The following is a 24,364-nucleotide window of genomic DNA, read 5'->3' as shown; positions in this document are numbered from 1 at the left end:
GGGGCGGCGGGGCTCCGGCAGGCTGGGAGCAGGTGCGCGAGGCGCACGCCGCGCTGCGCGCTCTGGCCCCGCGGATCGCCGACCCGGTGCTGCGCGCGGAGCTCCTCGACGCCTGCGGGCTGCTGGCCCCGGGAACGCCGCGGGGGCCGGAGCGGCGGCCGGTCGCCTTGGCGCCGCGTGAGCTGGACGTGCTGGCGTGTGTGGCGGCGGGGGCGACGAACGCGGCGGCGGCCGAGCGGCTGGGGCTGCGCGCCGAGACGGTCAAGGGTTATCTGAGGTCGGCGATGCGCAAGATGGGCGCGCGCACCCGGGGAGAGGCGGTGGTCGCGGCCCGCAGGGCGGGTCTGCTGCCGTAGCGCGACGGCGCCGCGCCCCCGCCGGGGACGGTTCGGCACGGCCGCGGCACGCACCCGGCGGGGTGCCGCGCAGGAGCGATCACATCCAGCCAGGGAGCCCCCTCACGACGCACGATTATTCACTCACTGTCATCATGAATTTCCCTATGCATCACGTTGTTATATCCCTCACCACGTCACACCTCCGAATTTCAAAGAGTCGTTGCCTAGAATTTGGCCCGGACACGACACTAGGAGGGGAGCGGTGACCGTGCGACGGGACTTCAAGGAGCCTGCCAGATGCCGCCCCGACCTGGTCATCGGCAGGGACGAGCTGTACGCGGCCGCCCGCGAGCAGCTGACCCGCGGCGGCAGTGTGCTGCTGCACGGCCCGGCCGGAATAGGAAAGTCGACCGTGCTGCGGGCATTGGCCGCGGATTACGGCGACGCGGCGCGCACCGTGCTGCGCTGCTCCGCCACCGAGTCCGAATCGCACCTGCCGTTCCTGGCCCTGGCCGATCTCTTCGGTCTGGTCCTCGACGAGATCTCGGACAAGCTGCCCGCCGCCCAGCGCACCGCCCTGGAGTCCGCGCTGACCGGCCGCGGCGAATCGACTCTGCAGCGCGACGGCCTCGCGCTGCGGCTGGCCGTCCTGTCCGCGCTGCGCGCCCTGGCCGCGGCGGGCCCGGTCCTGCTCGTCGCCGACGACCTGCAGTGGCTGGACTCGGCCAGCGCCGAGCTCCTCGGTTTCGCCGCGCGCCGCCTCGGCGACACCCCCGTCCAGCTGCTCTGCGCGGTCCGGACCGAGGGCCAGGAGTACGACCGCCAGCTGCGCGCGTCCCCGCCCGACACCCTCGCCGTCCGCCTCAACCCGCTCTCCCGCGCCCAGGTCTCCGCGCTGCTCGATCACCGCGGCTACACCGACCTGCCCCGCTCGACGATGCGGGAGATCCACCGCACCAGCGGCGGCAACCCCCTCTTCGCCCTGGAGCTGGGCCGCGCCCTCGGCGAGAGTCCGACACCGCCCCGGCCGGGCGAGCCGCTGCCGGTGCCGACCTCGCTGCGCGCCCTGGTCCTCAGCCGCCTCGACATGCTCTCCGCCGAGGCCCGGCGCACCCTGCTGGTGGCCAGCGCGGGCGCCCGTCCCACGCTGGCCCTGCTGCACGCGGCCGGCCGGGAGAACGCCGAGGCCGAGACCGCCCGGGCCGCCGAGCTCGGGCTGCTGGCGACCGAGCCCGAGGGGCCCGCCGTGCGGTTCGCGCACCCGCTGATCTCCGCGGCGCTGTACGCCGAGGCCCCCGCGCAGGAGCGCCGGGCCGCGCACGCCGCGCTGTCCACCGCCGCCTCCGACCCCATCGAGCGGGCCCGCAACCTCGCCCTGGCCACCACCGGCACGGACCCCGAGGTGTCCGCCCGGCTCGCCGAGGCCGCCGCCCTGTCCAGGGACCGGGGCGCCCCCTCGGTCGCCGCCTCGCTCGGGCTGCTCGCCGCCCGGCACACCCCGCCGGACGGCACGCCCGCTCCGGACCAGCACCGCCTCCAGGCAGCGGAGGACGCGATCACGGCCGGCGAGGTGGACCTCGCGCGGGAGATCGCGCGGGAGGTGCTGACCCGGGCCACCGTGCCCGCCGACCGGATCCGCGCCTGGGAGGTGGTCATCGAGGCCGCCGGGCAGGCACTCGGCGACGTCGACGCCGTCTTCCCGCAGGCCCTGGCCGACGCCGGCGACGACCCCCGGCTGCTCGCGCTGGTCCACTACCACCTCGCCTGGCGCAAGCTGATCGTCGAGGGCGACTTCTCCGAGGCGCGGCAGGAGGCGGCGCACGCGGCGGAGCTGGCCGCGCGCGGCGACGACCGGCGCACCGAGCTCATGGCGCTGTCCTTCCAGTCCTCCACCGAGACCCTGATGGGGCACCCGAACGCGCCCGCGACCATCAAGCAGGCGATGAAGGAGCCGCAGGACCCGTATGTGGCCTGCCATCACAACGGCGTCGGCGCGGCCAGGTTCCGCTGGCTGATGATGAGCGACCAGCTGGCGGAGGCCCGTTCCACCATCACGGCTCTGCTGCGCGAGGTGCGCCGGCGCGGCATGGTCGAGAGCGAGGTGCACTTCCAGCGCTTCCTCGCCGAGACGGAACTGCGCTCCGGGCACTGCGGACGCGCCCTCGACCTGGCCCGTGAGAGCCTGCGGCTGGCCCGCGACTCGGGCATCGGCCTGGGGGCCTCCGCGATGCTCGCCTCCCTCGCCGAGGCGTCCGGCGGCGACGTCGACCGGGCGCTGGAGCTGGCCCGGGAGGCGGCGGGGCGCGCCGAGGAGGACGGCGACCAGATGTACCTCTCGCGCGCGCTGGCCGCGCTGGGCCACGCCCAGCTGGTGGCCGGGGACGCGGCGGGCGCGGTCGGTTCGCTGCGCCGGGTGCGGGAGCTGGAGGCCGGGCTGCGCATCACCGACCCGGCGCGCGGCCGCTGGCAGGGCGACCTCGCGGAGGCGCTGGTCCTGGCCGGCGAGCCGGGCGAGGCCCAGGACGTCATCGACGTCACGCGCGAGCACGCGCTGCGGCTGGACCGGGAGAGCGTGCTGGCCGTGCTGGACCGTTCGGAGGCGATGGTGCGGGCGGCGCTCGGCGACCACGAGGCGGCGCTGTCCCGGCTGACGTCCGTTCAGGACCGGCTCGCCAAGCTGGGGTACGGCCTGGAGGAGGCGCGGGCGGCGTTCGCCCTGGCCCGGTTGCGCACCCTGCGGCCGGGAACGGCGCTCGGGCCGACGTCGTACGACGAGGCGGCGCGGCTGTTCCGGCGGTGCCGGGCGCTGCCCTGGCTGCGTCAGGTGGACGCGGCCGCCGCGGAGGGCGCGGCGGCGCAGCAGCTCGCCGTCGTCCGGCAGCAGCCGCCGTCCGACGTGCTGGAGGGGCTGGCCTCGATGGAGCGTCAGGTCGCCGCGCTCGTCATGGAGGGCGCGACCAACCGGGAGATCGCCGCGCGTCTGTTCATCAGCGTCAAGACGGTCGAGGCGACGCTGACCCGGGTCTACCGCAAGCTGGGGATCCGTTCGCGGGTGGACATCGTCCGTCTGGCGGCGGGACGTCACGCGAAGTGAGGAATCGGCGGGACAACGCTCCCGCAGCGGCTACCTACCCTTAGTGGGTTTCTCCTGGCTTCTGCGCCGCGCGCGGCGCGCGCACCGAGCGGTTCCGGATCCACGGCTGCGGTCGCGGCCTCGCGTTCGCCTGGGCGACCGAGGGTTTTCCCTGCCCCAACTCCCTTAGGGGGTTCCCTCATTGGGGGCAGCGGTGGCCGAGCCCTAGCGTAAGGGACGTGCCGCTCGCCGGGCACACGGGGGTCGGTCCCGCGGCCCCCGTGCTCACCCCCACACCCGCGCGACCCCCCACCGGCCATCTCCATCGAGGAGTTCCATGCTCGGGCTCAACCGCGTGAAGAAGACCGCAGCCGTGGTCGTGGCGACCGCCGCCGCGGCGGCGACCGCACTGCTCAGCGCCCCCACCGCTGTCGCAGCACCGCAGCCCATCGTCGGCGGCACCACGACCACGACCACGGCGTACCCGTTCATGATGCAGATCACCGACGCCTCGCAGAACCAGTTCTGCGGCGGCACGCTCGTCTCGGCGACGAAGGTGGTCACCGCTGCCCACTGCATGGCCGGCGAGAGCACGAGCAGTGTGCGGGTCGTCGGGGGGCGCACCTATCTGAACGGCACCAACGGCACGGTCAGCCGGGTGAGCAGGATCTGGATCGACCCGGACTACACGGACGCCACCAACGGCGACGACGTGGCCGTCCTGACGCTGGCGACGTCGATGCCGTACACCACGGCGTCGTACGTCTCCTCGTCCCAGACCGGGGTGTACGCGGCCGGCACGACGGCCCGCATCCTGGGCTGGGGCACCACCTCGGAGAACGGCGGCTCCTCCAACCAGCTGCGGACCGCGACCGTCCCGGTCGTGTCCGACTCCAGCTGCAAGAGCTCCTACGGTTCGGACTTCGTCCAGACCGACATGGTTTGCGCCGGATACACCTCCGGCGGCACAGACACCTGCCAGGGCGACAGCGGCGGTCCCCTGCTCATCGGGGGCGTCCTGGCAGGGATCACTTCTTGGGGCGAGGGCTGCGCGGAGGCCGGTTACCCGGGTGTGTACACCCGGCTGACCACCTTCTCCAGCCTGGTGACCGCGCAGGTCACCTCGTAGCCGATGCACGGCTGACCCCGAAGAACGCCTGAGGGACCCTCGCATCCGAGGCCCTCGGGGAACGATCAGGGGGCGCTGCGAGCCTCCACGAGCGGCCCGCAGCGCCCCCTCTCCACGCCCCCGCCGGCCGGCGGGGGCTTCGCGCGTTCCCCCGCGCCGTTCAGGACCCGGCGGCCGTCACCCGGCCGAAGCGGATGTCGCGGGACTCCCCCGGGTGCAGCACGGACAGCATCCGCTCGCCCTCGGCGAGGACGTCCCGGCGCTGTGCACGGGTGAGTTCCGTGAAGGGCTCGACGACCAGGGCGTCCGGCTCCGGTCTCCACACCCCCGCCAGGAAGCCGTCGACGAGGAGGGTGCGGTGGGCCTGGTTGCCCTGCCAGCTGCGGCCCCACTGCTCGGGCGGGATCACGCGCGTGCGGTCGGCGTGGGAGAGCAGGAGGTTGTCGAACTCGGGGAGGAAGCGGGGCGGGGCCGGGGTCTCGGGGTCGGGCCGGGGGGCGTCGGGGAGGTCGAAGAGTTCGACGCCCCGTTCGTCGCGGAAGACGAGCAGGCGGGGCCGCAGCCGTTCGAAGGCCGGGCGCAGCCGGGTGAGCCCGGCCCAGGTCTGCATGTCCTTGACGGAGGCCGGGCCGAAGGCGGCCAGGTAGCGCAGGACGACGTCGTCCGGGGCGGGCGCGGGTTCGGCGGGGCGGCCGAGCCAGTGTTCGGCGGTGGTGAGCGCGACCTGCCCGCTCCTGCCCCACAGTCCGCGCGGGGTGACCTGGACCAGGGGCAGTCTGCACCGGGCGGCGACGGCGAGGGAGGACGGGTCGGCGTCGGGCCAGACGTCGTGGAGGGCCGCGCGCAGGTGCGCCATGGTGCGCGGCTCGGCCTCCACGAGGTCGCGGGCGAGGCCGGCGAGCCGGTCGAGGTCGACGCCGGCGAGGCCCTTGCGGAAGTGGGTCAGCTCGCGGTCACGGGCGGGCTGCACGAACGGGCGCAGGGTCAGGCAGTCGTCCGCGGTGTGGGTGTGGATGGTGGAACGCATGCTGACGATGCGGACGACCTCGCGATCGGCCATCAGGGCCGACAGCGCCTCCGGGACGAAACCGTCGAGGCGGGCGGCGAGCGCGTAGTAGGGGGGTTTGACGTTCTGCGCCTGCAGACCGAGCAGGTGGCGCACGGCGGCCCCGGCCGACAGGGACGCGCGGCGCAGCAGCAGCTGCCGGTCGAGGGTGGCGCGGTTGAGGGCACGCGCGCCGAGCACGGGGACCGCCGCGGACGTCGTCTTCGTCATGGACGGCAACCTAACGGCGATCGAGGACGGTTTCTGTCCTATATCAGGATCGGGGCTTGTCCTGCGGCGTCCGGCGGACGGGGCTCGGCCCTCCGCGTGGACGCCGTATGCCCCCTATATCCTGCTTGGTGATCGGCCTGCCCGGTGACCGGCCGACGTCGGACGACATCCGCACGACCGCAGTCTCGACCGAGAGGCAGCCGCGATGCCCGAGCGCCCCAGGAAGCCCGTCTGGCGCCGCACCCCGCCCGCACCTGCGCCCGGCTCGCGGCCGCCCGGCCCACCGGCGACGCCGTCCGTGGAGCCGTCCGAGCCGGTCGGCGTCGTCCGGGCCGTCCTCTACCGGGACGGCGTCCGGGTCGTCGCCCCGGACACGCTCTCGGAGACCTACCGCGCGCTGCGCGAGCAGCCGGCGGGCATGGCCTGGATCGGGCTCGCCCGTCCGACCGCGGACGAACTGCACTCTCTGTCCGCGGAGTTCGACCTGCACCCGCTCGCCGTCGAGGACGCGAAGGAGGCGCACCAGCGGCCGAAGCTGGAGCGCTACGGCGACACCCTGTTCGTCGTCCTGCGGGCGGCCCGCTACCTCGACGCGCCCGAGGAGATCGACTTCGCCGAACTGCACGTCTTCGTCGGGCCCGACTTCGTCATCACCGTCCGGCACGGCGCGGCCCCCGACCTCTCGGCGGTGCGCCGGCGCATGGAGGCGACCCCGGAGCTGCTGAAGCTCGGCCCGGAGGCGGTCCTGTACGCCATCCTGGACGCGGTGGTCGACGGCTACGTGCCGGTCGTGTCGGGCGTGCAGAACGACATCGACGAGATCGAGACCGAGGTGTTCCGCGGCGACCCGGAGGTCTCCCGCCGGATCTACGAGCTCTCCCGCGAGATGGTCGAGTTCCAGCGCGCCACCCGCCCGCTGGTGGGCATGCTGCACGGTCTGATGGCCGGGTTCTCCAAGTACGGCACCGACGAGGAGCTCCAGCGCTACCTGCGCGACGTCGCCGACCACGTCACGCACACCAGTGAGCGCGTCGACGGATTCCGCCAGGCCCTCACCGAGATCCTCACGGTGAACGCGACCCTCGTCACCCAGCAGCAGAACGCCGAGATGCGGGCGCTGGCGGAGGCGGGGTTCGAGCAGAACGAGGAGGTCAAGAAGATCTCGTCGTGGGCGGCGATCCTGTTCGCGCCGACCCTGGTGGGGACGATCTACGGGATGAACTTCGCGCACATGCCGGAGCTGCGCTGGGTGTTCGGCTACCCCTTCGCCATCGCCCTGATGGCGGTGGTGTGCACCGGCCTGTACTTCGTCTTCAAGCGGCGGGACTGGCTCTGAGCGCCCGGACCGCGCGGCGCGGGCTCAGTCCGTGCCGGGCCGGGCGAGCCCGTGGTCGTAGGCGAAGATCACGGCCTGGACGCGGTCGCGGGCGCCGATCTTGGCCAGCACCCGCCCGACGTGCGTCTTGACGGTGGACTCGGACAGGACGAACCGGGCGGCGATCTCGCCGTTGGTCCAGCCCTTGCCGACGGCGACGAGGATCTCGCGTTCGCGTTCGGTGAGGGAGCCCAGTCCCGGGTCCTCGGCGCGGTCCGCGCGGTGCGCGGGGACGTAGCGGGCGTACTCCTCCAGGAGACGGCGGGTGAGGGCGGGCGCGATGACGGCGTCGCCGGAGGCCACCGCGCGGATCCCGGCGAGGAGCTCCTCGGGACGCGCGTCCTTGAGCAGGAACCCGCTCGCGCCGGCCCGCAGGGCGGCGTGGACGTACTCGTCGAGGTCGAAGGTCGTGAGCACGAGGACGCGCGAGCGGCCGCCGGCGGCGACGATCCGGCGGGTGGCCTCGATGCCGTCCATGCCGGGCATGCGGACGTCCATCAGGACGACGTCCGGGCGCAGTTCGGCCGTCCTGCGGACGGCCTCGGCGCCGTGCGCGGCCTCACCGACGACGTCGGTCTCGGCGACGGAGTCCAGGAGGATGTGGAAGCCGTAGCGCTGCAGCGGCTGGTCGTCCACGATGAGGACGGTGGTCATCGGTCACCGCCCCCGGGCGTGAGGTCGAGGACGGCTTCGACGCTCCATCCTCCGCCGCCGGCCGGCCCCGCGCTGACGGTTCCGCCGTACAGAGCCGCTCTCTCCCGCATGCCCACCAGGCCGTGTCCTTCCTCGTTCGGCGGTCCGGGCCGTGCGGCCGGGCCCGTGTCCTGGACCCGGATTCTCAGCCGGTCGCCCGTCACGACGACCGCCAGGTGCACCCGGGTGCCGTCGGCGGCGTGCTTCATGGTGTTGGTGAGGGCTTCCTGGACTATGCGGTACACCGTCAGCTGGACCCCGCCGTCCAGGGCGTCGACGTCGCCGGAGGTCCGGTAGACGACCTCCAGTCCGGCGGCGCGCACCGTGGCGCACAGCGCGTCGACGTCCGCGATTCCGGGCTGCGGGCTGAGCTCGGGACCGCCCGGGGGTCCGTCCACGGCCTCGCGCAGCACGCCGAGCACGCGCCGCAGCTCGCCGAGGGCCTGCCGGCCGGTGTCGCCGATGAGCTGCAGGGCCTCCTTGCCCCGTTCGGGGGCGGTGTCCGTGGCATAGGCGCCGGCGTCGGCGAGCGTGATGATGACGGACAGGTTGTGGCCGACGATGTCGTGCATCTCGCGGGCCACACGGGTGCGTTCGGTGGCCGTGGCCAGTCTGCTGCGCTGGTCGCGCTCCGTCTCCAGCCGGGCCGCCCGCTCGCGCAGCCCGGCGAGCTGGGCCCGGCGGATGCGCACCACCAGGCCGAGCGCGAGCGCCGCCGTCGCCGTGCTCAGCAGGAAGAACAGCGCGTCCCACACCGACACGGACGACGACGCGCGGACCGCGACCAGCGCCATCGCACCCGCCATGGCCGCACAGGCCCAGGGCAGCTGCCGCAGCCGCCCGTGCAGGGCCATGCTGTACAGGGCGATGAAGAGGGCGATGTCCGCGCGCAGCGCCGCGCCCAGGGACCACTGCAGGACGAACACCGCGGCGATGACGCCGAAGGCCACCGCGGGCTTGCGCCGCCGCCACAGCAGGGGCAGGACGAGACCGGCCTGCAGGACCAGCATGCCCGCGAGGGGCAGTCGGGTGAGGGCGAGCCGGAACCGGCGGGGGCCGTCGCCGTCGTCCGCCCCGCCGTGGATCAGGTCGGGCAGGCAGAACATCAGGAAGACCACGATCACGACCGCGGTGTCGAGCACCCACGGGTGCGCCCGGTCGGCCTGCCGCAGCCGCTGGCCGCCGCGGGACAGCCGGGCGACCAGCGGTCCCATGCCGCTGAGTTCGTCGCTGGTCACGGGCATCACCTGTCCATGGTGCGGGCGTCAGGCGTCGGTGCGCGCGAGCCGGTACGCCGCGCCGCCCAGCGCCAGCACCGTCCAGCAGACGAAGACCAGCAGTCCCGCCCCCGGCGACAGGGCCGTGGAGTCGTGGGTCAGCGCGAACATCGACTGCCCCGCGTTGGAGGGCAGATAGGGGCTGATGTCGTTCTGCCAGGAGCTCGGCAGCAGGGAGATGAGCCCCGGGATGAGCATGAACGTGGCGACCAGCACCGAGATACCGCCGGCCACCGACCGCAGCAGCGCGCCCAGCGCGGCCCCGATCACGCCGACCAGCCCGAGGTAGAGGCCCGCGCCGAGCAGGCTGCGCAGGACGCCCGCGTCGGAGAGACCCATGGCCGCGGGCGTGCCCGAGACGATGCCGCTGCCGACGAGGAAGGCGACGAACGCGCCGAGCGTCCCCACGGCCAGGGCGACCAGGCCGAACACGGCCGCCTTGGACCACAGCACGGGCAGCCTGCGGGGCACCGCGGCGAGCGTCGAGCGGATCATGCCGGTCGAGTACTCGCCCGCCGTGACCAGCACGCCGAGCACGCCCAGGGCGAGCTGGGCGAAGTTCGTGCCGAAGAGGGACAGGCTGACGGCCGTCGAGGCGGCGAAGTCCCGGTCCATGTGGCTGGAGCCGATCTCGGACTTGTAGCGGCTCGCGGCGATCAGCCCGAAGGCCACCAGGAACAACAGGCCGAGGCCCAGGGTGATCCAGGTCGAGCGCAGGGACCACAACTTGGCCCACTCGGAGGCCAGCACGCGCCGTCCGGTCACCCGGTAGGCGGGGCGCGGAGCCGTCCTGGGTTCCTCCGCCGTCGCGGTGAGGGTGCTCATGCGGGCCTCCCGAGGGTGTCGATGCCGGTCGTGGTGCCGTGGTACTCCACCGCGTCCCTGGTCAGGTCCATGAACGCCTCTTCCAGTGACACGGTCCTGGCGCTCAGCTCGAACAGGGCGATGCCGTGTTCGGCGGCCTTCAGTCCGATCTCGCGGGCGGTCAGCCCGGTCACCTGGAGTTCCTCGGAGCCGATCCGGCCGGTGACGTCGACGCCCGGCCCGGCCAGCACGTCCCGCAGCCGCGCCGGGTCCTGTGTCGCCACCTTCACCGTGTCGCCGCCCGCCTCGCGGATCAGGTCCGCCACGGTCGTGTCGGCCAGCAGCCGCCCGCGCCCCACGACGATCAGGTGGTCCGCGACCAGGGCCATCTCGCTCATCAGGTGCGACGACACGAACACCGTCCGCCCCTCGTCGGCAAGCCCCGTGAGCAGGTTGCGGATCCAGAGCACGCCCTCCGGGTCCAGCCCGTTGACCGGCTCGTCCAGCATCACCGTCTGCGGGTCGCCGAGCAGCGCCGCCGCGATGCCCAGCCGCTGGCCCATGCCGAGGGAGAAGGCCCCGGCCCGCTTCTTGGCCACGCTGCCGAGGCCGGCGAGGTCGATGACCTCGTCGACCCGGCTGCCGGGAATGCCGTGGGTCAGGGCGAGGGCCCGCAGGTGCTGGTAGGCGGAGCGGCCCGGGTGGACGGACTTCGCCTCCAGGAGCGCGCCGACCTCCTGCAGCGGCGCCCGGTGGCGGGCGTAGGGGTGGCCGTTCACGGTGACGGAGCCGCTGGTCGGGGCGTCCAGGCCGACGATCATGCGCATGGTCGTGGACTTGCCCGCGCCGTTGGGCCCCAGGAAGCCCGTCACCGTGCCGGGCTTCACGACGAAGTCCAGCCCGTCGACGGCCGTCTTCTCGCCGTATCTCTTGGTCAACCGCCGTGCGTCGATCATTCGCGTTCTCCCTGTCCGGGTCCGGCGTCCGGACCTGCGACGCCTCACCCGCAACGCTAAGAGCCCTTCCCCGCGATCCGGTGGTACCGCGAGGCTGAAACGGGCACGGCGCGTAGTACCCCGGTACTACTACGCCTGCCGCGCACCCGATCGGCGGAGCCGCCCGCGCGCCGGTCCGGTCACGGACCCTCCTCGCCCTGGGCGATCTCGACCCGGTGGTGGAAGTCGACCACGCCGGCCGTTCCGGCGGCGACGGACAGGATCGTGCAGGCGACCAGGAGCGACGCGGTACGGCGCACGGCGCGCGAGCGGCCCCGGGAGGGTTCGAGGAGGGCGGCGACGCGCCGGGGCACGGGGCCGGTCGTCGCCGCGGGCGCGAAGTCCGGGCGGGTGGTCGGCGAGGCCTGGCCGGCGAGGGCGGCACGGGCGATGGCCGTGGCGATCAGGCGCCGGTCGCCGACGACGTCCGCGGCGGCCTCGTCGGCGGCCCGCTCGGCGGCGAGCCGGATGGCGTCGCGGGTGGCGCGCAGCGCGGGGTGGCCGTGCGCGGCGAGCTCGGCCGCGGCCAGGAAGTAGTGGTGACCGGCCCGGTTGTGGGCGCGTTCGTGCGCGAACAGGGCCTCGCGTTCGGCGGGGCGGAGACTGCGCAGCATGCCCGTGGTGACGACGATGCGGTGGGGCCGTCCCGGAAGGGCGTACGCGTCCGGGTGGGGCGAGTCGATGACGCACAGGTCGCCCGCGGCGGGGCGGCGGCCGGCCTGGGTGCGGGCGGTGCGGAAGGCGCGCGTCTGCCGCAGGGCCGAGCGCACGAGACTCCACGCGCTGAGCGTGAGCACCCCGGTGGCCGCCATGACCGCGGGGAGGACGACGTAGTCCGAGGGGGTGCGCAGGGGGTGGACGAGCTCGCCGAGGGCGGCGAACGCGGGAAACGTGAGCAGCCCGGCCAGGATCAGGGCCCCGAGGGCGGCGACGCAGGCTCCCGCCAGCGCCAGGGCGGAGGCGGTGAGGACCCACAGCGCGGTGGCGGGGGCCAGGCGGTCCACGGTGCGGCGGGCCAGGGTCGGCGCGAGGAAGGGCAGCAGCAGCGGGACGAGCAGCAGGGCGGTCACTGTTCGTCCCCTTCGAGGAGGCGGCGCAGATACTGCTCGTCGCCGGGGCTGAGCTGGGCGACGAAACGGGCCAGGACCGTCTCCCGGTCGGTGTCGCGGTCGAGCTCGGTGTGCATGCGCCGGGCCGTCAGGCCGGGCGCGTCCTGCACCGGGAGGTAGGCGTAGCCGCGGCCCTGCCGCTCACGGCTGACGACGCCCTTCTCGTGCAGACGGGTCAATATCGTCGCCACCGTGGTCCGGGCCAGGCCGGATCCGAGCTCGGTCTGCACCCGCCCGGGCGTGAGCGGGGCTCCGGCCGCCCACAGCGCCGCCATGACGGCGGCTTCGAGCTCGCCGGCCGGCCGCCTCTCGTCCCTCGCATCGGCATCGGTCATGGGAACGTTCCTCATTCCGCCATCGTCTACAGTGCAGTAGACCGTCTACATGATTGTAGTCAGTCGCCGAAACGCCGCCGTGCCGCCGTCGCGCCGCGTCCGACGGTCCGCAAGAAGGAATGAAGGGGCTCCCGACGATGACCACAGCCATGCACCTATCGTCGCAGCTCGCCGTCAACGTGCTGGATGCCCGGTCGCTGCTGTCCGCCTTCGGCGTGCTGGGCGTGGGCGTGGTGCTGTTCGCCGAGACCGGGCTGCTGATCGGCTTCTTCCTGCCGGGCGACTCGCTGCTGTTCACGGCCGGCCTGCTGTGCACGGGCGCCGACGACCGCGGCCTGAAGCTGTCGCTCGCCCCGCTCCTGGTCGCCGCGGCGGCGGGGGCCCTGGCGGGCGCGCAGTGCGGCTACCTCCTGGGTCGCAGAGCGGGGGGCTCGCTGCTGGCCCGCAGCCGCTCGCGCCGGCTGCACGAAGGGGCGAGACACGCGGACGAGCTCCTGGAGCGCTACGGCTACGCCAAGGCGATCCTCCTGGCCCGTTTCGTCCCGGTGGTGCGCACGGTCCTGAACCCGATGGCCGGCGCCCTGCGGGTGCCGGTGCGGACGTTCACCGTGTGGCAGGTGGCGGGCGGGCTGGTGTGGAGCGTGGGCCTGACCCTGGCGGGATACGCGCTGGGCTCCTCCGTCCCGGACGTCGACCGCTACCTGCTGCCCATCGTCGCGCTCATCGTGCTCCTGTCGCTGATCCCGCTCGCCGCCGAGGTGCACCGCTCACGCCGGGCCGCGAAGGCGAAGGCGGCCCCGTGATGATCCTCTCCCTCGACGGCTCGTCGGTCGACGGCTCGCTCTACACCGACGTGGTGAACATGGCCCGGCACGCTCCGGGGTGGCTGGACGGCGCGGTGTCGGCCTGGTCGACGTACGGGCTCCTTCTGTTCGCGGTCCTCATGGCGTACGGCTGGTGGCGTGCCCGGCGGACGAGCGCCGCCGCGTCGGTGACGGCGCTCGCCGTGCCGTTCGCCGTGGCCGCCGCATACGGCGTGGACGCGGCCCTGAAGCCGCTGGTGCGCGAGGAACGGCCCTGCCGGAGCCTGCGGGTCGCCACGCTGGAGGCGTGCCCCGCCCCCGGCGACTGGTCCTTCCCCAGCAACCATGCGGCAATCGCCGCCGCGACGGCCGTCGCCCTGCTGTTCGTCTCCCGCCGGCTCGGGGCGATCGCCGTGGCCGCGGCCTGCGCGATGGCGGCCTCCCGGGTCTGGGTCGGCGCGCACTACCCCCATGACGTCGCGGCAGGGCTCGCGGTGGGCACGCTGACCGCGCTGCTCACCATGTCCGCGCTGCGGCGCGGACGGGCGGAGGCGCTGGCGCTGCGGCTCCTCGCCACCCCGCTGCGACCCCTGCTGACGGTGACCTCGTGAAACGCGGTGACCTCGCCGAACTGGCCGGCAGTTGCGGCCTCGGCGCATGGACGGGATTCGGCGTGCTCACGATGGTCGTGGTGGGGCACGACGGCGCGCCGCTGTTCGGGGACGCCGGTCTCGTCTCCTGGTCCGTCGCCCACCGGCCGGACGTGGCGGTGGCGTTCGCCCGCGGGGTGACCGCCACCGGGACGGGGGTGATCCCGTACGCGCTGGCCGTGCTGGCCGGGGTCGTCGCGGGACGGACCCGCCGGCAGCGCGCCGTGGCCGTCGCCCTCTGCCTGGCGTGCCTGGGGGCGGGCCAGGCGCTGCGCTACACGGTGATGACGCTCGTCGCCCGGGCCCGCCCGCCCCTGGCGGACTGGGCGACGCACGCGTCCGGGTGGGCGTTCCCGTCCGGCCACACCACCACGTCGGCTCTCACCGCGGGGCTGCTGATCATCGCCGTCCGCATCCGCTCCCCGCGCGGCTGGCCCGCGCTCGCCGTGGTCGTCGGCTGCTGGGGCGTGCTCGTCGGGCTGAGCCGCACCTATCTCGGAGTGCACTGGTTCACCGACGTCGTCGGCGGCTGGCTGTTCGCCCTCGGCTGGCTGGGCCTGTGCCTCGGCGCCGCGACCCGGTGGCTGCCGCAGCAATGGACCCCCGGCACCCGGGAGCCGACGGACGCGACGGCGCCGTGAGCCGAGCCCGGCCGGGTCGGGTCGGATCGGATCGGATCGGGTCGGGTCGGCAGAGTCCCGCTCGGCCCGGCCAACCCTCCAGGGAATACCCCTAGGGGGTATATGGTTGACGGCGATACGCCCCCGGGACGACGAGCCGCGTTCCGAGGGGAACACTCCGAGGGAACGCTCCGAAGGAAGGGGGGAAGGCCATGAAGGACAGCGCTCACGACGCCGGAACCGCGCACGCCCACACCGCCCACGAGGTCCACGCGGTCCATCACAGCCACCCGGACCAGAGTCAGGGACACGGTCACGGGCAGAGCGGGGACGGGGGGCGCGGGGGTCCGGGTCCGCACGGCGGGGCCTCCTGGGGGACGGCGGTCAAGGCGACCCTGCACTGCCTCACCGGATGCGCAGTAGGCGAGATCGTCGGCATGGTCATCGGGACGGCCCTCACGTGGGGCAACGTGCCCACCATGGTCCTGGCGATCGCGCTGTCGTTCCTGTTCGGCTACTCCTTCACGCTGTTCGCGGTACGCCGGGCCGGTCTGGACCTCAGGTCGGCCGTCCAGGTGGCGCTGGCCGCCGACACCGTCTCGATCGCCGTGATGGAACTGGTCGACAACGGGATCATCGCCCTGGTCCCGGGCGCGATGGACGCCCATCTGGACGACGGGCTGTTCTGGACCACGCTGCTCGGCGGCTTCGCGGTCGCCCTGCTGATCACCACCCCGGTCAACAAGTGGATGATCGGCCGGGGCAAGGGGCACGCCGTCGCCCACGCCCACCACTGAACGTCGCCGAGCCGGGCGCGCGACGCCGTACGTCGGACTCGACGCCGTTCCGACACCCCGGCCCCCGGTCCGCGCCGTCACGTGCGGCACGTACCGGGGGCCGGGGTCGGGGTCGGGGGTCTCACGGGTGAGGACGGGGTCAGTCGCCCTCGGAGCGCTCCCCGGAGTCGGCCTCGGAGTCGGCTTCGGAGTCGGCCTCGGTCCTGGCGACCAGCGCCGCGTACGACAGCTGCAGGGCGTCCGCTCCGGCCAGGGCGGCGAGCGCGCCCATGGCGGTGCGCGTGGCGCGCGGCCAGATGAGCTGGCCGGCGGTCAGGGTCGAGACCACCCACACGCTCAGGCAGAACGGGCAGGTCAGCAGCTCACCAACGGCGTCCTTGCCGTCGTCGGCCCGGGCCTCCTCCTGCAGTTCGGCCGGACCCTGCGGGCCGACGTAGCGGGTGAAGGGAGCACGCAGCGGACTCGTCACCGACGCCTTGGTCAGCAGTCGGCTGAGCCGGAAGGCGGCCACCGACGTCAGCGCCACGTCCCAGGGCGCGGGGCGCTCGGGCACCGGCCGCCCCAGTACCCGTACCGCCGTCGCCCAGGCCGAGGTGTACACCCCGAATCCGACCACGGCCGCGAGGTAACCCTCGAGCGGCCGCTCGTGCCCCGCCGAGTAGTCCCGCTTCGTGCGGCGCAGAAATCCGTGCAGGCCCCGAGCCAGGCCGTTGTCAGTCACTGTGCCCATGAGCCGTCTCCGCTCCCGTCCCGCCCGCCCGGCGTCGGGTCCGCCCTCGCACGGGCCCCCCTCGCCCTCCCGTCTGCTCACCCTGGCCGTCCAGGCCCTTCCCCCGGTCATTGTTCGGGTCCTTCAGGTCCTGAGGAGCGGCCTTCCTCGTCCTCCTGATCGTGCCGACGCAGGCGGACCTCCAGATGACCGTCCACCATCCGGGTGTCGAAGGCGGGCTGCGGCGCGGTGGCCGGCCCGCGGACGTTCCAGCCGTCCGAGAGCCTGAACACGCTGCCGTGCCACGGGCATTCGACGCACCCGTCCGCGATCGCGCCCTCGGACAGGGGGCCGGACAGATGGCTGCACCGGTCGGCCAGCGCGTGGATCTCCCCGTCCGGCTGGTGCACCACCACGATCGGCACGTCGTCCACCATGCGCCGTACGGCCCGGCCCACGGGGAAGTCGGCCGCCCCGCCGACGCGGTGCCAGCCCTCGCCCACGAGGTGCGCGACCTCCTCCGCGTGGTTGGCGCCGGACGCCTGACGGTAGGCCAGATGGCCGCCGAGCATCCCGCCGACTCCCACCGCCGTCAGCCCCAGGAACCCCAGGGTGCGCCCCGCCGCCGTGCGCCCCCTGAGCCGGCAGGCGAGGGAGGCCGCGTACAGGCCGACGGCCGTCGTGTTGGCCACGGCGTGCACCAGCCCGACCCGCTGCTGCTCGTGGTGCAGTTCCGCCCAGTCGGCCGCGCCGGTCAGCGCGGCGGGCGCGGCCGCCGCCAGTCCGACGCCCACCAGGACGTCCGCGCCACGGGTGCGGCCGGGCAACAGGTCCAGCACCGCCGCCGACAGCCAGCTGCCGACGGGCACCTGCACCAGCAGCGGGTGCACCGGATGCCCCAGCCACGTGCCGTGGAGCACGTCCCGGCCGCGTCCCAGCGGCAGGGCGCGGACGCGCGCGGCGAGCGCGTCTATCACCGTGTCCGCCCGGGGATCCCGTTCGAGGCGGTCGAGCAGCCGCAGGGCCCGGTTCTGTCCTGTGCGGGGGCGAGGAGACGTAGTGCTCATGGGCAGCCGAGTCCCCCTCAGGGCCTCCGACAAACGAACCGGCGGACCGCACCGTGAACCACGTGGTCGGCGTCGCACCACCCGCAGCGAACGCACCGACGCCTCGGCCCCGCCCGGGATCGGAACGCCTGCTCCGCGGTCATGGCGTGCCCTCCGTTCGGGGCCCGGTCGTTGGTCACGCGGACGCAGGACGCAGGACCGGTACCGGGTCGGGGCGGGTCGGGTCGGGTCGGGGGCCCTCCTTCCGGGGGCAGCCCTCTCCCCGTCGCTCCGCTCCCGAGTGCCCGACGCCTGCCGCTCCCCACGCCGTCGCCCCGCCCTGCCCGGGCGATCGCCGGGGCGGTCACCGCGCGTCGTGAGGACGGTCACTGGACGGAACGAAGTCGTGGTCGGCAGGTGCGTAGCGCCTCTCGTGTGGCACTTGCTTCTCATGGAGTGGATGCGAATGGCGACCCGGTCGGTCCGGCGCGTCGCCGGCACGGTCGTGTCGGCGACGCGCCGGGCATGCACGGGACCGGGCCGTGAACGGGATCTGGTGGTGCAGGCGAGCAAGGCGGCACTGGCCGCCTGGCTGGCGTGGGCGGTCGTGGGCTGGTGGCTGGCGGCGCCGATGGCCTTCGTGGCGCCCTGGGTCGCGGTCGTGCTGGTGGAGTCGACGGTCTACCGGTCGGTCGCGCACGGGCTGCAGCAGCTCGCGGCGATCGCGGTGGGGACGGCGGTGGCGACGGGGGTGGCGCTGCTGCTGAACAGCACGATGATCACGATGGCCCTGGTCCTGCCGGCCGTGCTGCTGCTGGGACAGTGGCGGCGCCTGGGGAGCCAGGGCGTCTACGCCGCCACCGGTGCTCTCTTCGTGCTGACCAGTGGTCCGGTGACGGTCGCCGCGTCGGCCGCGCGCATCGCGGAGGCGGTCTTCGGCGCGGTGGTCGGCGTGGCGGTCAACGTGCTGATCCGGCCTCCGGTGTACCTGCGCGACGCGCGCGCCGCGCTGGAGGACGCGGCCGGTGAGGCGCGGGAGATCCTCGACGCGGTGGCCGACGGCCTGGCCGACGGCGAGTGGGACGGTCTGCCGGTGGGGGAATGGCACGAGCGCGCCCTGCGTCTGGGCCGCCTGGTCGACCAGGCCCGGTCGGCGATCGGCTGGAGCCGGGAGAGCATGCGCGCCAACCCGCGGGGGCGCCGCACCCGACCGCATCTCCCGGCTGACGAGGCGTACTCCGACGTGCTGGGCGTGCTCGACTACATCGCCCTGCACACGGCGGGCGTGACCCGGACCGTGCGGGAGATCGCGGAGAGCGGGAGGGCGGCCCGGCCTGCCCCGGAACTCACCAAGGCGTACGCCGAGTTCCTGCGCGACACCGCGCGTGCCGTCCGGCTGTACGGCCGGACCCTGGCCGCCCCGGGTCTCCCGGACGGACACGACGACGCCGCGGCGGAGGAACTGCACGAGGCGGTCACGAAGCTGCAGCGCACGCTCGACGAGTTCCGCCAGGGCCTGCCGGGGGCCGTGCCCGACGATCCGGACGCGCTGGTGACCTACGGAACGCTGCTGGCCCAGGCACACCGCCTGGCCGATCTGCTCGCCCAGGACTGACACACCCGCCGCGGCCCTGCTCACCGGCGAGCTGGAACGGGCGGTCTTCGAGGCGCGCAGGAACGTGGCGGACTCCCGACGGCGTTCACGGGGGCGCGAGGACACGGGGCCACGGGGCCACGGGGCCACGGGGCCACGGACGCCCCCCGTGGCACTGCTGCGGGAGCACGACGCCCTGACACGCCGACCGTCATACCGGCCGGCACGCCGACCGGCTCAGAGCCTCGACGCAGCGGGCCGGACGAGGGTCGGTATGCTCGCCGCCATGTCCACGGCAGCCGCGTCCGGCCGCCCCGCGGACGGCATCCGCGTGAGCCGTCCGACCACCCCGAGAGCAGCGAGACGAGCACCGTGACCAGCTACGACTACGAGAAGGACGGCGCGGCCATCTACCGCCGGTCCTTCGCCACCATCCGTGCGGAGGCGGACCTCGCGGGCCTCCCCGCCGACGTCGGCCAGGTAGCGGTCCGGATGATCCACGCCTGCGGAATGGTCGATCTCGTCCGCGACCTCGCCTACACGCCCGGCGTGGTGGCCCGCGCCCGTGAGGCCCTGCGGGCCGGCGCGCCGGTCTTCACGGACGTCCAGATGGTGGCCAGCGGGGTGACGCGCAGGCGGCTGCCCGCCGGCAACGACGTGCTCTGCACCCTGTCCGAACCGGCCGTCCCCGAACTGGCGGCGCGCCTCGGCACCACGCGCAGCGCCGCCGCGCTGGAGCTGTGGCGGGACCGGCTGGCGGGTTCGGTCGTCGCCGTCGGCAACGCGCCGACCGCCCTCTTCCGTCTCCTGGAAATGATCGAGGAGGGTGCGCCCAGGCCCGCCGCCGTGATCGGCGTGCCGGTCGGGTTCGTGGGGGCGGCCGAGTCCAAGGAGGCTCTGGTCGCCAACCCGTCCGGGCTGGAGTACCTGGTGGTGCGCGGACGCCGGGGAGGCAGCGCCATCGCCGCCGCGGCACTGAACGCGCTCGCGAGCGAGGAGGAGTGAGCGCCGGGACCGGGTGAACCGTCGGCCAGGGGCGTCGGACGACGAGACCCGGCGGCGGGACGGCGGACGAGGTGACCCTCGGCGGCTGGCCGGGGGGCGGGCCGGGGGGGGACGGAACCCCGCGCAACGTTGCGGTGAGAACGCGCTCGGACCGGTTCCGTCCGGCTTGTCACCTTGTTACGTAACGTGTTTCCGCCTGGTCAGTCCGTCGGCGCCGTCACAGAAACTCCCGCGGAAACCGCACTGCTCCAGGCGTGCTCCGGCCCAGGCGTGCTTCGATCCAGCGAGCCGCCTCCTGCGGATCCGGCACGACGGGGACGTCCGCAGGCGCCGGCGGTCTGCGCACCACCACCACGGGCAGCCCCGCCTCTCGGGCGGCGGTCAGCTTCGGCGCGGTGGCAGCACCCCCGCTGTCCTTGGTCACCAGCACCTCGACGCGATGACGACGCAGCAGCTCGCGCTCCCCGTCGAGGGTGAAGGGGCCCCGGTCGAGCAGCACCTCCATGGCGGACGGACAGGGCGGCTCGGGCGCTTCGACCGACCGCGCCAGGAACCACAGGCCGTCCAGACCGGCGAAAGCCGCCAGACCCATGCGTCCCGTGGTGAGGAAGACCCGTCGCCCGAGCGCCGGCAGCAGCGCGGCGGCCTCCGCCGTCGACTTCGCCTCGTACCAGCGATCGCCCTCGACGGGCGCCCAGCCGGGGCGGCGCAGCGCGAGCAGCGGGACCCCCGCCGAGGCGGCGGCCTCGGCCGCGTGGAAACCGATGGTCGCGGCGAAGGGATGGGTGGCGTCGACTATCGCGTCGACCGCGTGCTCGCGCAGCCACGCCCTGAGCCCGTCGACGCCGCCGAACCCGCCCACGCGGACCTCGCCCGGCGGCAGCCTCGGAGCGGCCACCCGTCCCGCGAGTGAGCTGGTCACCTTGAGGTCCGGCGTGCCGCACAGCAGTTCAGCGAGCCGGCGGGCCTCCGCGGTCCCGCCGAGTATCAGTACGTGCACGAGAGTCCGGGTCCCATCATGAGCGGCGGCGGGTCGGGGCGACGCGCGGGGCAGAACGAGGGATGAGGCGCGACGAGGGTGAGGCGGGACGAGGGTGAGGCGAGGACGTACGAGGGTTGGCGCGTGGACGGTCCGAGCGCCCCACTCAAGCACACCGGCCCACGGACCGCCGCCCAGGCTCCGGGCTTCCGGGGTTCCAGGGATTTCTGTGTTGCCCGGGCTCCGTGGGCCGTGGGCCGGGGTCCGTGGGCCGGGTTTCTGGGTCCGCCGGCCGTTACCGGGCGTTCACGCCACGTCGCTCTCCGGGGAAACAAGCGGTTCCTAGCGTGTCCGCTCATGGATTCGACGCTGTATACGCATCCCGGCACGGCCCAGGATCCCGCTCGGGCGACCGCCCAGCCGCCCCGCCCGGACATGCGGCGACGTCTGCGCCTTCGCTGCGCGCCGCGGTCTGCGCCGAGTTACGGGCGGGCGTCCTCTACGGCGGGTCCGGGCCCCGTGAGCGGCTCACCGAGACCTGGCCGGCCGCACGGTTCGGGGTCTCCCGGACGCCCGTGCGCGAGGCGCTTGCGCGGCCGGCCTCCCACGAGTTGATCGAGTCGCCGTCCGTCCGGCACGATCCCGCCGTCGTCGAGGCGGAGTGGGAGCGCCGGTACGCGGGGCGAACGGCCCCCCGCCGCGGACCAGCGCTTTTCGTCGAGGACGAGCGTTTCCACGCCGTGCTCTCCCGCGCATCCGGCGATCCGGCGCTCACGGACGCCATGGCGAAGCACGACTCCCTCACCCGCGACCGGATCCGGGTCCGGGTCCGGGTCCGGGCGACCGTCGCCGAGCACATCCGGATCGACGCTGCACGCCCACGTCGGCGACCCGATGGCCGTGGTCCTGGAACGCGCCCGGCGTGCCCTGACGCAGATGCTCTGCACTCCAACCGCCTGTGAGACGTCCGGGGCGACTCAGGGATGCAGGTTCCCCGACGACGCCCCTGACGCCCCGGAGGCCCCGGACGCACCGACTCCCGGACCCACCCGACTTCCCGGACGCCCCGGGTCCGCGAACCCGCCCCCCGGCTGCCGACGACGCCGACCGGGAGCGCCCCACCGCTCGCCTCCCCGAAGGGCTGACCATGAGCGCCACTCAGACACCGCAGCCGCCGCGGTCACCGAAGGCCGCCACCGCGCCGCACTCCCACTCCCCCGCCAGTCAGGCGACGAAGGAGACCCTGGAGGACTACACCCTCCGCTTCGCGCCCCGCAGTTACCGCCGCTGGACGCCGATGGTCGTGGCGACCACCGCCCTGGGCGGCATCGCGTACATGGCCGACTTCTCCATCGGCGCCGGCATCGGTCTCGCCCACGGCACCGGCAACGCGCTCGTCGCGATCGCCGTCGCCGCCGTCGTCATCTTCGTCACCGGTTTCCCGCTCGCGTACTACGGCGCCCGCTACAACATCGACCTCGACCTGATCACCCGCGGTTCCGGCTTCGGCTACTACGGCTCGGTGCTGACCAGCGTCATCTTCGCCAGCTTCACCTTCATCTTCTTCGCCCTCGAAGGCTCGATCATGGCCCAGGGCCTGAAACTCGGCCTCGGGCTGCCGCTGTGGCTCGGCTACCTGACCTCCACGCTGATGGTGATCCCGCTGGTGATCTACGGCATGAAGGCGCTCAGCAAGCTCCAGGTGTGGACGACGCCGATCTGGCTGCTGCTGATGGTCGCGCCGCTGGTCTACCTCGTCGCCACCGACCCCGGCACGGTCGACCGGTTCCTCGCCTACGCGGGCACGGACGGCGACGGCGGCGTCGACACCGCTTCCGTGCTGCTCGGTGCGGGCGTGTGTCTCTCCCTCATCGCGCAGATCGGCGAACAGATCGACTACCTGCGCTTCATGCCGCCGAAGACCGAGGCGAACAAGCGCACCTGGTGGACGGCCGTGATCATGGCCGGTCCCGGCTGGGTGGTGCTCGGCGCGCTGAAGCAGGCCATCGGCGTCTTCCTCGCCGTGTACATCCTGGCCGAGGTGGGCCCGGCCGCGGCCACCGAGCCCATCCAGCAGTTCCGTGGGGCCTTCGACGCGATGATGCCGTCCTGGCTGGTCGTCCCGCTGGCCGTGGCCCTCGTCGTGATCAGCCAGATCAAGATCAACGTGACGAACGCGTACTCCGGATCGCTGGCGTGGACGAACTCCTTCACCCGCGTCACCCGGCACTACCCCGGCCGCCTGGTCTTCGTCCTGGTCAACCTGGGCTTCGCGCTCGCCCTGATGGAAGCCGACATGTTCAGCTTCCTCAACGACATCCTCGGCTTCTACTCGAACTGCGCGATCGCCTGGGTCGTCACCGTCGCCACCGACATCGGCGTGAACAAGTACCTGCTCAAACTGTCCCCGCTCGCGCCCGAGTTCCGCCGGGGCATGCTGTACGCGGTCAACCCGGTCGGCGTCGTCGCCTTCCTGGCCGCGTCCGGACTGTCCATCGCGATGTACTTCCACGCCCTCGGCGACATCCTCCAGCCGTACTCCCCCGTCGCCGCCGCCGTCATCGCGTTCGTCCTCACCCCGCTGATGGCCGTCGTCACCAAGGGCAGGTACTACCTGCGCCGCGCGGACGACGGCATCGCGGAGCCGCTGCTCGACGCGGAGGGAAACCCCAGCGCGACGACGTACGACTGCCACGTCTGCCACCTGCCCTACGAGCGTCCCGACGTGGCCGCCTGCCGGACGCACGACGCGTCGGTCTGCTCGCTGTGTCTGAGCACGGACGCGGTGGGCGACCACGTGCTGCCCGCCGGGCCTACGAACGTCTGAACCCGGGGCCGGGCGGCGGGACTCGGCCCCGCCGCCCGGCCTGGAGCGCGCCGCGCCCGTGGTAGCTTGCCGACGCCGGTCGCACCCATGTACGTACATGCGGGCGCAGGCGCCGCCCCTCGACCGTCCTCACCGGTCATCGGCGATCGGCAGCCGGCCACGAACTCGCGGCCGGGAACCACGCGCCCTGGCACGCACCTGGAGGAGCACCCGTGACGAGCCGTGTCACCTTCGTCTCGCCCGCCATGAACGCATCGCTGCGGCAGGCCCGTTTCGACGACGGAGGCTCGATCGACGCGGGTGGGGAGGCGCGAGCCCGGGCGGTGGCCGGCGCGCTGCCCACGGGCGTGCGTGTCGTGACGTCGCCCACCGTGCGCTGCCGGGAGACGGCCGCCGCGCTCGGCCTCGACGCGGTCCGGGTGACGGGACCGGCTGCGTCGGCAACGGAACCGGCCGAGCCCGTGCAGCCCGTGGAACCGGCGGAGTTGGCCGGGCTGGACGTGGGGCGCTGGCGGGGGCTGACCCTCGCCGAGGTCGGCGCCGCCGAGCCGGAGGCGGTGGCACGCTGGCTGGCCGATCCCGGATCCGCGCCGCACGGCGGGGAGTCCGTCGAGGACCTGTGTGCGCGGGTGGCCCGCTGGCTGGAGTCGTCGTCGAGGGCGGACGGCCGCACCCTCGCCGTGGTCGAACCGGAGATCGTGCGCGCGGCGGTCGTCCATGTGCTGGGAACACCCGCGGCAGCCTTCTGGCGGCTCGACGTGCCGCCGCTCACGGCCACCTCGATCAGCGGGCGCGGCGGTCGCTGGAACCTGCGGCTCGGACATCCGCCGGACTCGCCCGAGGCCTCCCCCGAAGGATCATGACGTCACGTCACATCACGTCAGGTCACGTCACGTCACGTCACGTCACGTCACAGTCGACGCGGGCGCT

23 protein-coding genes are annotated in these 24,364 nt (G+C 73.8%); 13 read left to right on the top strand and 10 right to left on the bottom strand.

Annotated elements, in window-relative coordinates; all coding sequences use genetic code 11:
- The 3 genes from BG482_RS18220 to BG482_RS18210 form a co-directional block, all read left to right on the top strand.
- On the top strand, positions 1-356 hold a 356-nt coding region (locus tag BG482_RS18220; protein WP_141746639.1), incomplete at its 5' end, for a LuxR C-terminal-related transcriptional regulator.
- Between the two features lie 244 nt (positions 357-600).
- The gene (locus tag BG482_RS18215; RefSeq protein ID WP_069770112.1) at positions 601-3,432 is read left to right on the top strand and encodes a helix-turn-helix transcriptional regulator; all 2,832 of its coding nucleotides are present in this window, start codon (positions 601-603) and stop codon (positions 3,430-3,432) included.
- Positions 3,433-3,748: 316 nt separating this feature from the next.
- Complete coding sequence (locus tag BG482_RS18210) at positions 3,749-4,540, top strand: trypsin-like serine protease (RefSeq protein ID WP_069770111.1); 792 nt, start codon at positions 3,749-3,751, stop codon at positions 4,538-4,540.
- A 160-nt stretch (positions 4,541-4,700) separates the two neighbouring features.
- Here the strand turns inward: BG482_RS18210 and BG482_RS18205 are convergent, their stop codons facing one another.
- Complete coding sequence (locus BG482_RS18205) at positions 4,701-5,816, bottom strand: winged helix DNA-binding domain-containing protein (RefSeq protein WP_069770110.1); 1,116 nt, start codon at positions 5,814-5,816, stop codon at positions 4,701-4,703.
- A gap of 205 nt (positions 5,817-6,021) precedes the next feature.
- On the opposite strand from BG482_RS18205, the gene BG482_RS18200 reads away from it, so the two are divergent.
- Positions 6,022-7,152, top strand: a complete 1,131-nt coding sequence (locus tag BG482_RS18200; protein WP_176741410.1) for a magnesium and cobalt transport protein CorA — start codon at positions 6,022-6,024, stop codon at positions 7,150-7,152.
- A gap of 24 nt (positions 7,153-7,176) precedes the next feature.
- Here the strand turns inward: BG482_RS18200 and BG482_RS18195 are convergent, their stop codons facing one another.
- The 6 genes from BG482_RS18195 to BG482_RS18170 form a co-directional block, all read right to left on the bottom strand.
- Positions 7,177-7,845 carry a response regulator transcription factor gene (locus tag BG482_RS18195; RefSeq protein ID WP_069770108.1) on the bottom strand — a complete coding sequence of 223 codons (669 nt, stop codon included), beginning with the start codon at positions 7,843-7,845 and terminating at the stop codon, positions 7,177-7,179.
- Positions 7,842-9,128: a sensor histidine kinase gene (locus BG482_RS18190; RefSeq protein ID WP_176741409.1), complete on the bottom strand. Its 1,287-nt coding sequence runs from the start codon at positions 9,126-9,128 to the stop codon at positions 7,842-7,844. The genes BG482_RS18195 and BG482_RS18190 overlap by 4 nt, the downstream gene beginning before the upstream one ends.
- 21 nt (positions 9,129-9,149) lie before the next feature.
- Positions 9,150-9,986 carry a hypothetical protein gene (locus tag BG482_RS18185; RefSeq protein WP_069770107.1) on the bottom strand — a complete coding sequence of 279 codons (837 nt, stop codon included), beginning with the start codon at positions 9,984-9,986 and terminating at the stop codon, positions 9,150-9,152.
- Positions 9,983-10,921, bottom strand: coding sequence for an ATP-binding cassette domain-containing protein (locus BG482_RS18180; protein WP_069770106.1), 939 nt, complete (start codon positions 10,919-10,921; stop codon positions 9,983-9,985). Before BG482_RS18180 ends, BG482_RS18185 begins: the two co-directional genes overlap by 4 nt.
- A gap of 179 nt (positions 10,922-11,100) precedes the next feature.
- The gene (locus BG482_RS18175) at positions 11,101-12,030 is read right to left on the bottom strand and encodes a M48 family metalloprotease (RefSeq protein ID WP_069770105.1); all 930 of its coding nucleotides are present in this window, start codon (positions 12,028-12,030) and stop codon (positions 11,101-11,103) included.
- Positions 12,027-12,404 (bottom strand): BlaI/MecI/CopY family transcriptional regulator, encoded by a 378-nt coding sequence (locus BG482_RS18170; RefSeq protein WP_069770104.1) that lies wholly within the window; start codon positions 12,402-12,404, stop codon positions 12,027-12,029. The genes BG482_RS18175 and BG482_RS18170 overlap by 4 nt, the downstream gene beginning before the upstream one ends.
- Before the next feature lie 137 nt (positions 12,405-12,541).
- On the opposite strand from BG482_RS18170, the gene BG482_RS18165 reads away from it, so the two are divergent.
- The 4 genes from BG482_RS18165 (at position 12,542) to BG482_RS18150 (ending at position 15,274) form a co-directional block, all read left to right on the top strand.
- Positions 12,542-13,207, top strand: a complete 666-nt coding sequence (locus tag BG482_RS18165) for a DedA family protein (protein WP_069770103.1) — start codon at positions 12,542-12,544, stop codon at positions 13,205-13,207.
- Positions 13,207-13,818, top strand: coding sequence for a phosphatase PAP2 family protein (locus BG482_RS18160; RefSeq protein WP_069770102.1), 612 nt, complete (start codon positions 13,207-13,209; stop codon positions 13,816-13,818). The genes BG482_RS18165 and BG482_RS18160 overlap by 1 nt, the downstream gene beginning before the upstream one ends.
- Positions 13,815-14,498, top strand: coding sequence for a phosphatase PAP2 family protein (locus BG482_RS18155; protein WP_069770101.1), 684 nt, complete (start codon positions 13,815-13,817; stop codon positions 14,496-14,498). Before BG482_RS18160 ends, BG482_RS18155 begins: the two co-directional genes overlap by 4 nt.
- A gap of 191 nt (positions 14,499-14,689) precedes the next feature.
- Complete coding sequence (locus tag BG482_RS18150; RefSeq protein ID WP_069770100.1) at positions 14,690-15,274, top strand: DUF4396 domain-containing protein; 585 nt, start codon at positions 14,690-14,692, stop codon at positions 15,272-15,274.
- A gap of 139 nt (positions 15,275-15,413) precedes the next feature.
- Here the strand turns inward: BG482_RS18150 and BG482_RS18145 are convergent, their stop codons facing one another.
- Positions 15,414-16,004, bottom strand: coding sequence for a DUF1360 domain-containing protein (locus tag BG482_RS18145; protein WP_069770099.1), 591 nt, complete (start codon positions 16,002-16,004; stop codon positions 15,414-15,416).
- Positions 16,005-16,111: 107 nt separating this feature from the next.
- Positions 16,112-17,050: a Rieske 2Fe-2S domain-containing protein gene (locus BG482_RS18140; RefSeq protein WP_069770098.1), complete on the bottom strand. Its 939-nt coding sequence runs from the start codon at positions 17,048-17,050 to the stop codon at positions 16,112-16,114.
- A gap of 445 nt (positions 17,051-17,495) precedes the next feature.
- Here BG482_RS18140 and BG482_RS18135 point away from each other — a divergent pair, with 445 nt between their 5' ends.
- Complete coding sequence (locus tag BG482_RS18135) at positions 17,496-18,644, top strand: aromatic acid exporter family protein (protein ID WP_069770097.1); 1,149 nt, start codon at positions 17,496-17,498, stop codon at positions 18,642-18,644.
- A 351-nt stretch (positions 18,645-18,995) separates the two neighbouring features.
- Positions 18,996-19,628, top strand: a complete 633-nt coding sequence (locus tag BG482_RS18130; protein WP_069770096.1) for a precorrin-8X methylmutase — start codon at positions 18,996-18,998, stop codon at positions 19,626-19,628.
- 217 nt (positions 19,629-19,845) lie between these two features.
- Here BG482_RS18130 and BG482_RS18125 read toward each other — a convergent pair whose 3' ends face one another.
- A complete protein-coding gene (locus tag BG482_RS18125) occupies positions 19,846-20,628 on the bottom strand; it encodes a cobalt-precorrin-6A reductase (protein ID WP_069770095.1) in 783 nt (260 codons plus the stop codon).
- A 224-nt stretch (positions 20,629-20,852) separates the two neighbouring features.
- Between BG482_RS18125 and BG482_RS18120 the strand changes: the two genes are divergently transcribed.
- From BG482_RS18120 to BG482_RS18110, 3 genes are all read left to right on the top strand, one after another.
- Complete coding sequence (locus tag BG482_RS18120) at positions 20,853-21,569, top strand: GntR family transcriptional regulator (protein ID WP_370745815.1); 717 nt, start codon at positions 20,853-20,855, stop codon at positions 21,567-21,569.
- A gap of 185 nt (positions 21,570-21,754) precedes the next feature.
- Positions 21,755-23,434 (top strand): cytosine permease, encoded by a 1,680-nt coding sequence (locus tag BG482_RS18115; protein WP_069770094.1) that lies wholly within the window; start codon positions 21,755-21,757, stop codon positions 23,432-23,434.
- A gap of 212 nt (positions 23,435-23,646) precedes the next feature.
- A complete protein-coding gene (locus BG482_RS18110) occupies positions 23,647-24,297 on the top strand; it encodes a histidine phosphatase family protein (RefSeq protein WP_069770093.1) in 651 nt (216 codons plus the stop codon).
- Positions 24,298-24,364: the final 67 nt, after the last annotated feature.

It is taken from the genome of Streptomyces sp. LUP30 (genome assembly GCF_001746365.1).
Taxonomy (GTDB): domain Bacteria; phylum Actinomycetota; class Actinomycetes; order Streptomycetales; family Streptomycetaceae; genus Streptomyces.
The sequence above is the reverse complement of the archived record's forward strand: the minus strand, read 5'-3'. Positions and strand labels throughout refer to the sequence as shown.

Coding starts and splice junctions, on each gene's coding strand:
- BG482_RS18210 (WP_069770111.1), top strand. CDS start 3,749: ATGCTCGGGCTCAACCGCGTGAAGAAGACCGCAGCCGTGGTCGTGGCG.
- BG482_RS18205 (WP_069770110.1), bottom strand. CDS start 5,816: ATGACGAAGACGACGTCCGCGGCGGTCCCCGTGCTCGGCGCGCGTGCC.
- BG482_RS18200 (WP_176741410.1), top strand. CDS start 6,022: ATGCCCGAGCGCCCCAGGAAGCCCGTCTGGCGCCGCACCCCGCCCGCA.
- BG482_RS18195 (WP_069770108.1), bottom strand. CDS start 7,845: ATGACCACCGTCCTCATCGTGGACGACCAGCCGCTGCAGCGCTACGGC.
- BG482_RS18190 (WP_176741409.1), bottom strand. CDS start 9,128: ATGCCCGTGACCAGCGACGAACTCAGCGGCATGGGACCGCTGGTCGCC.
- BG482_RS18185 (WP_069770107.1), bottom strand. CDS start 9,986: ATGAGCACCCTCACCGCGACGGCGGAGGAACCCAGGACGGCTCCGCGC.
- BG482_RS18180 (WP_069770106.1), bottom strand. CDS start 10,921: ATGATCGACGCACGGCGGTTGACCAAGAGATACGGCGAGAAGACGGCC.
- BG482_RS18170 (WP_069770104.1), bottom strand. CDS start 12,404: ATGACCGATGCCGATGCGAGGGACGAGAGGCGGCCGGCCGGCGAGCTC.
- BG482_RS18165 (WP_069770103.1), top strand. CDS start 12,542: ATGACCACAGCCATGCACCTATCGTCGCAGCTCGCCGTCAACGTGCTG.
- BG482_RS18160 (WP_069770102.1), top strand. CDS start 13,207: ATGATCCTCTCCCTCGACGGCTCGTCGGTCGACGGCTCGCTCTACACC.
- BG482_RS18150 (WP_069770100.1), top strand. CDS start 14,690: ATGAAGGACAGCGCTCACGACGCCGGAACCGCGCACGCCCACACCGCC.
- BG482_RS18145 (WP_069770099.1), bottom strand. CDS start 16,004: ATGGGCACAGTGACTGACAACGGCCTGGCTCGGGGCCTGCACGGATTT.
- BG482_RS18140 (WP_069770098.1), bottom strand. CDS start 17,050: ATGAGCACTACGTCTCCTCGCCCCCGCACAGGACAGAACCGGGCCCTG.
- BG482_RS18135 (WP_069770097.1), top strand. CDS start 17,496: ATGGCGACCCGGTCGGTCCGGCGCGTCGCCGGCACGGTCGTGTCGGCG.
- BG482_RS18115 (WP_069770094.1), top strand. CDS start 21,755: ATGAGCGCCACTCAGACACCGCAGCCGCCGCGGTCACCGAAGGCCGCC.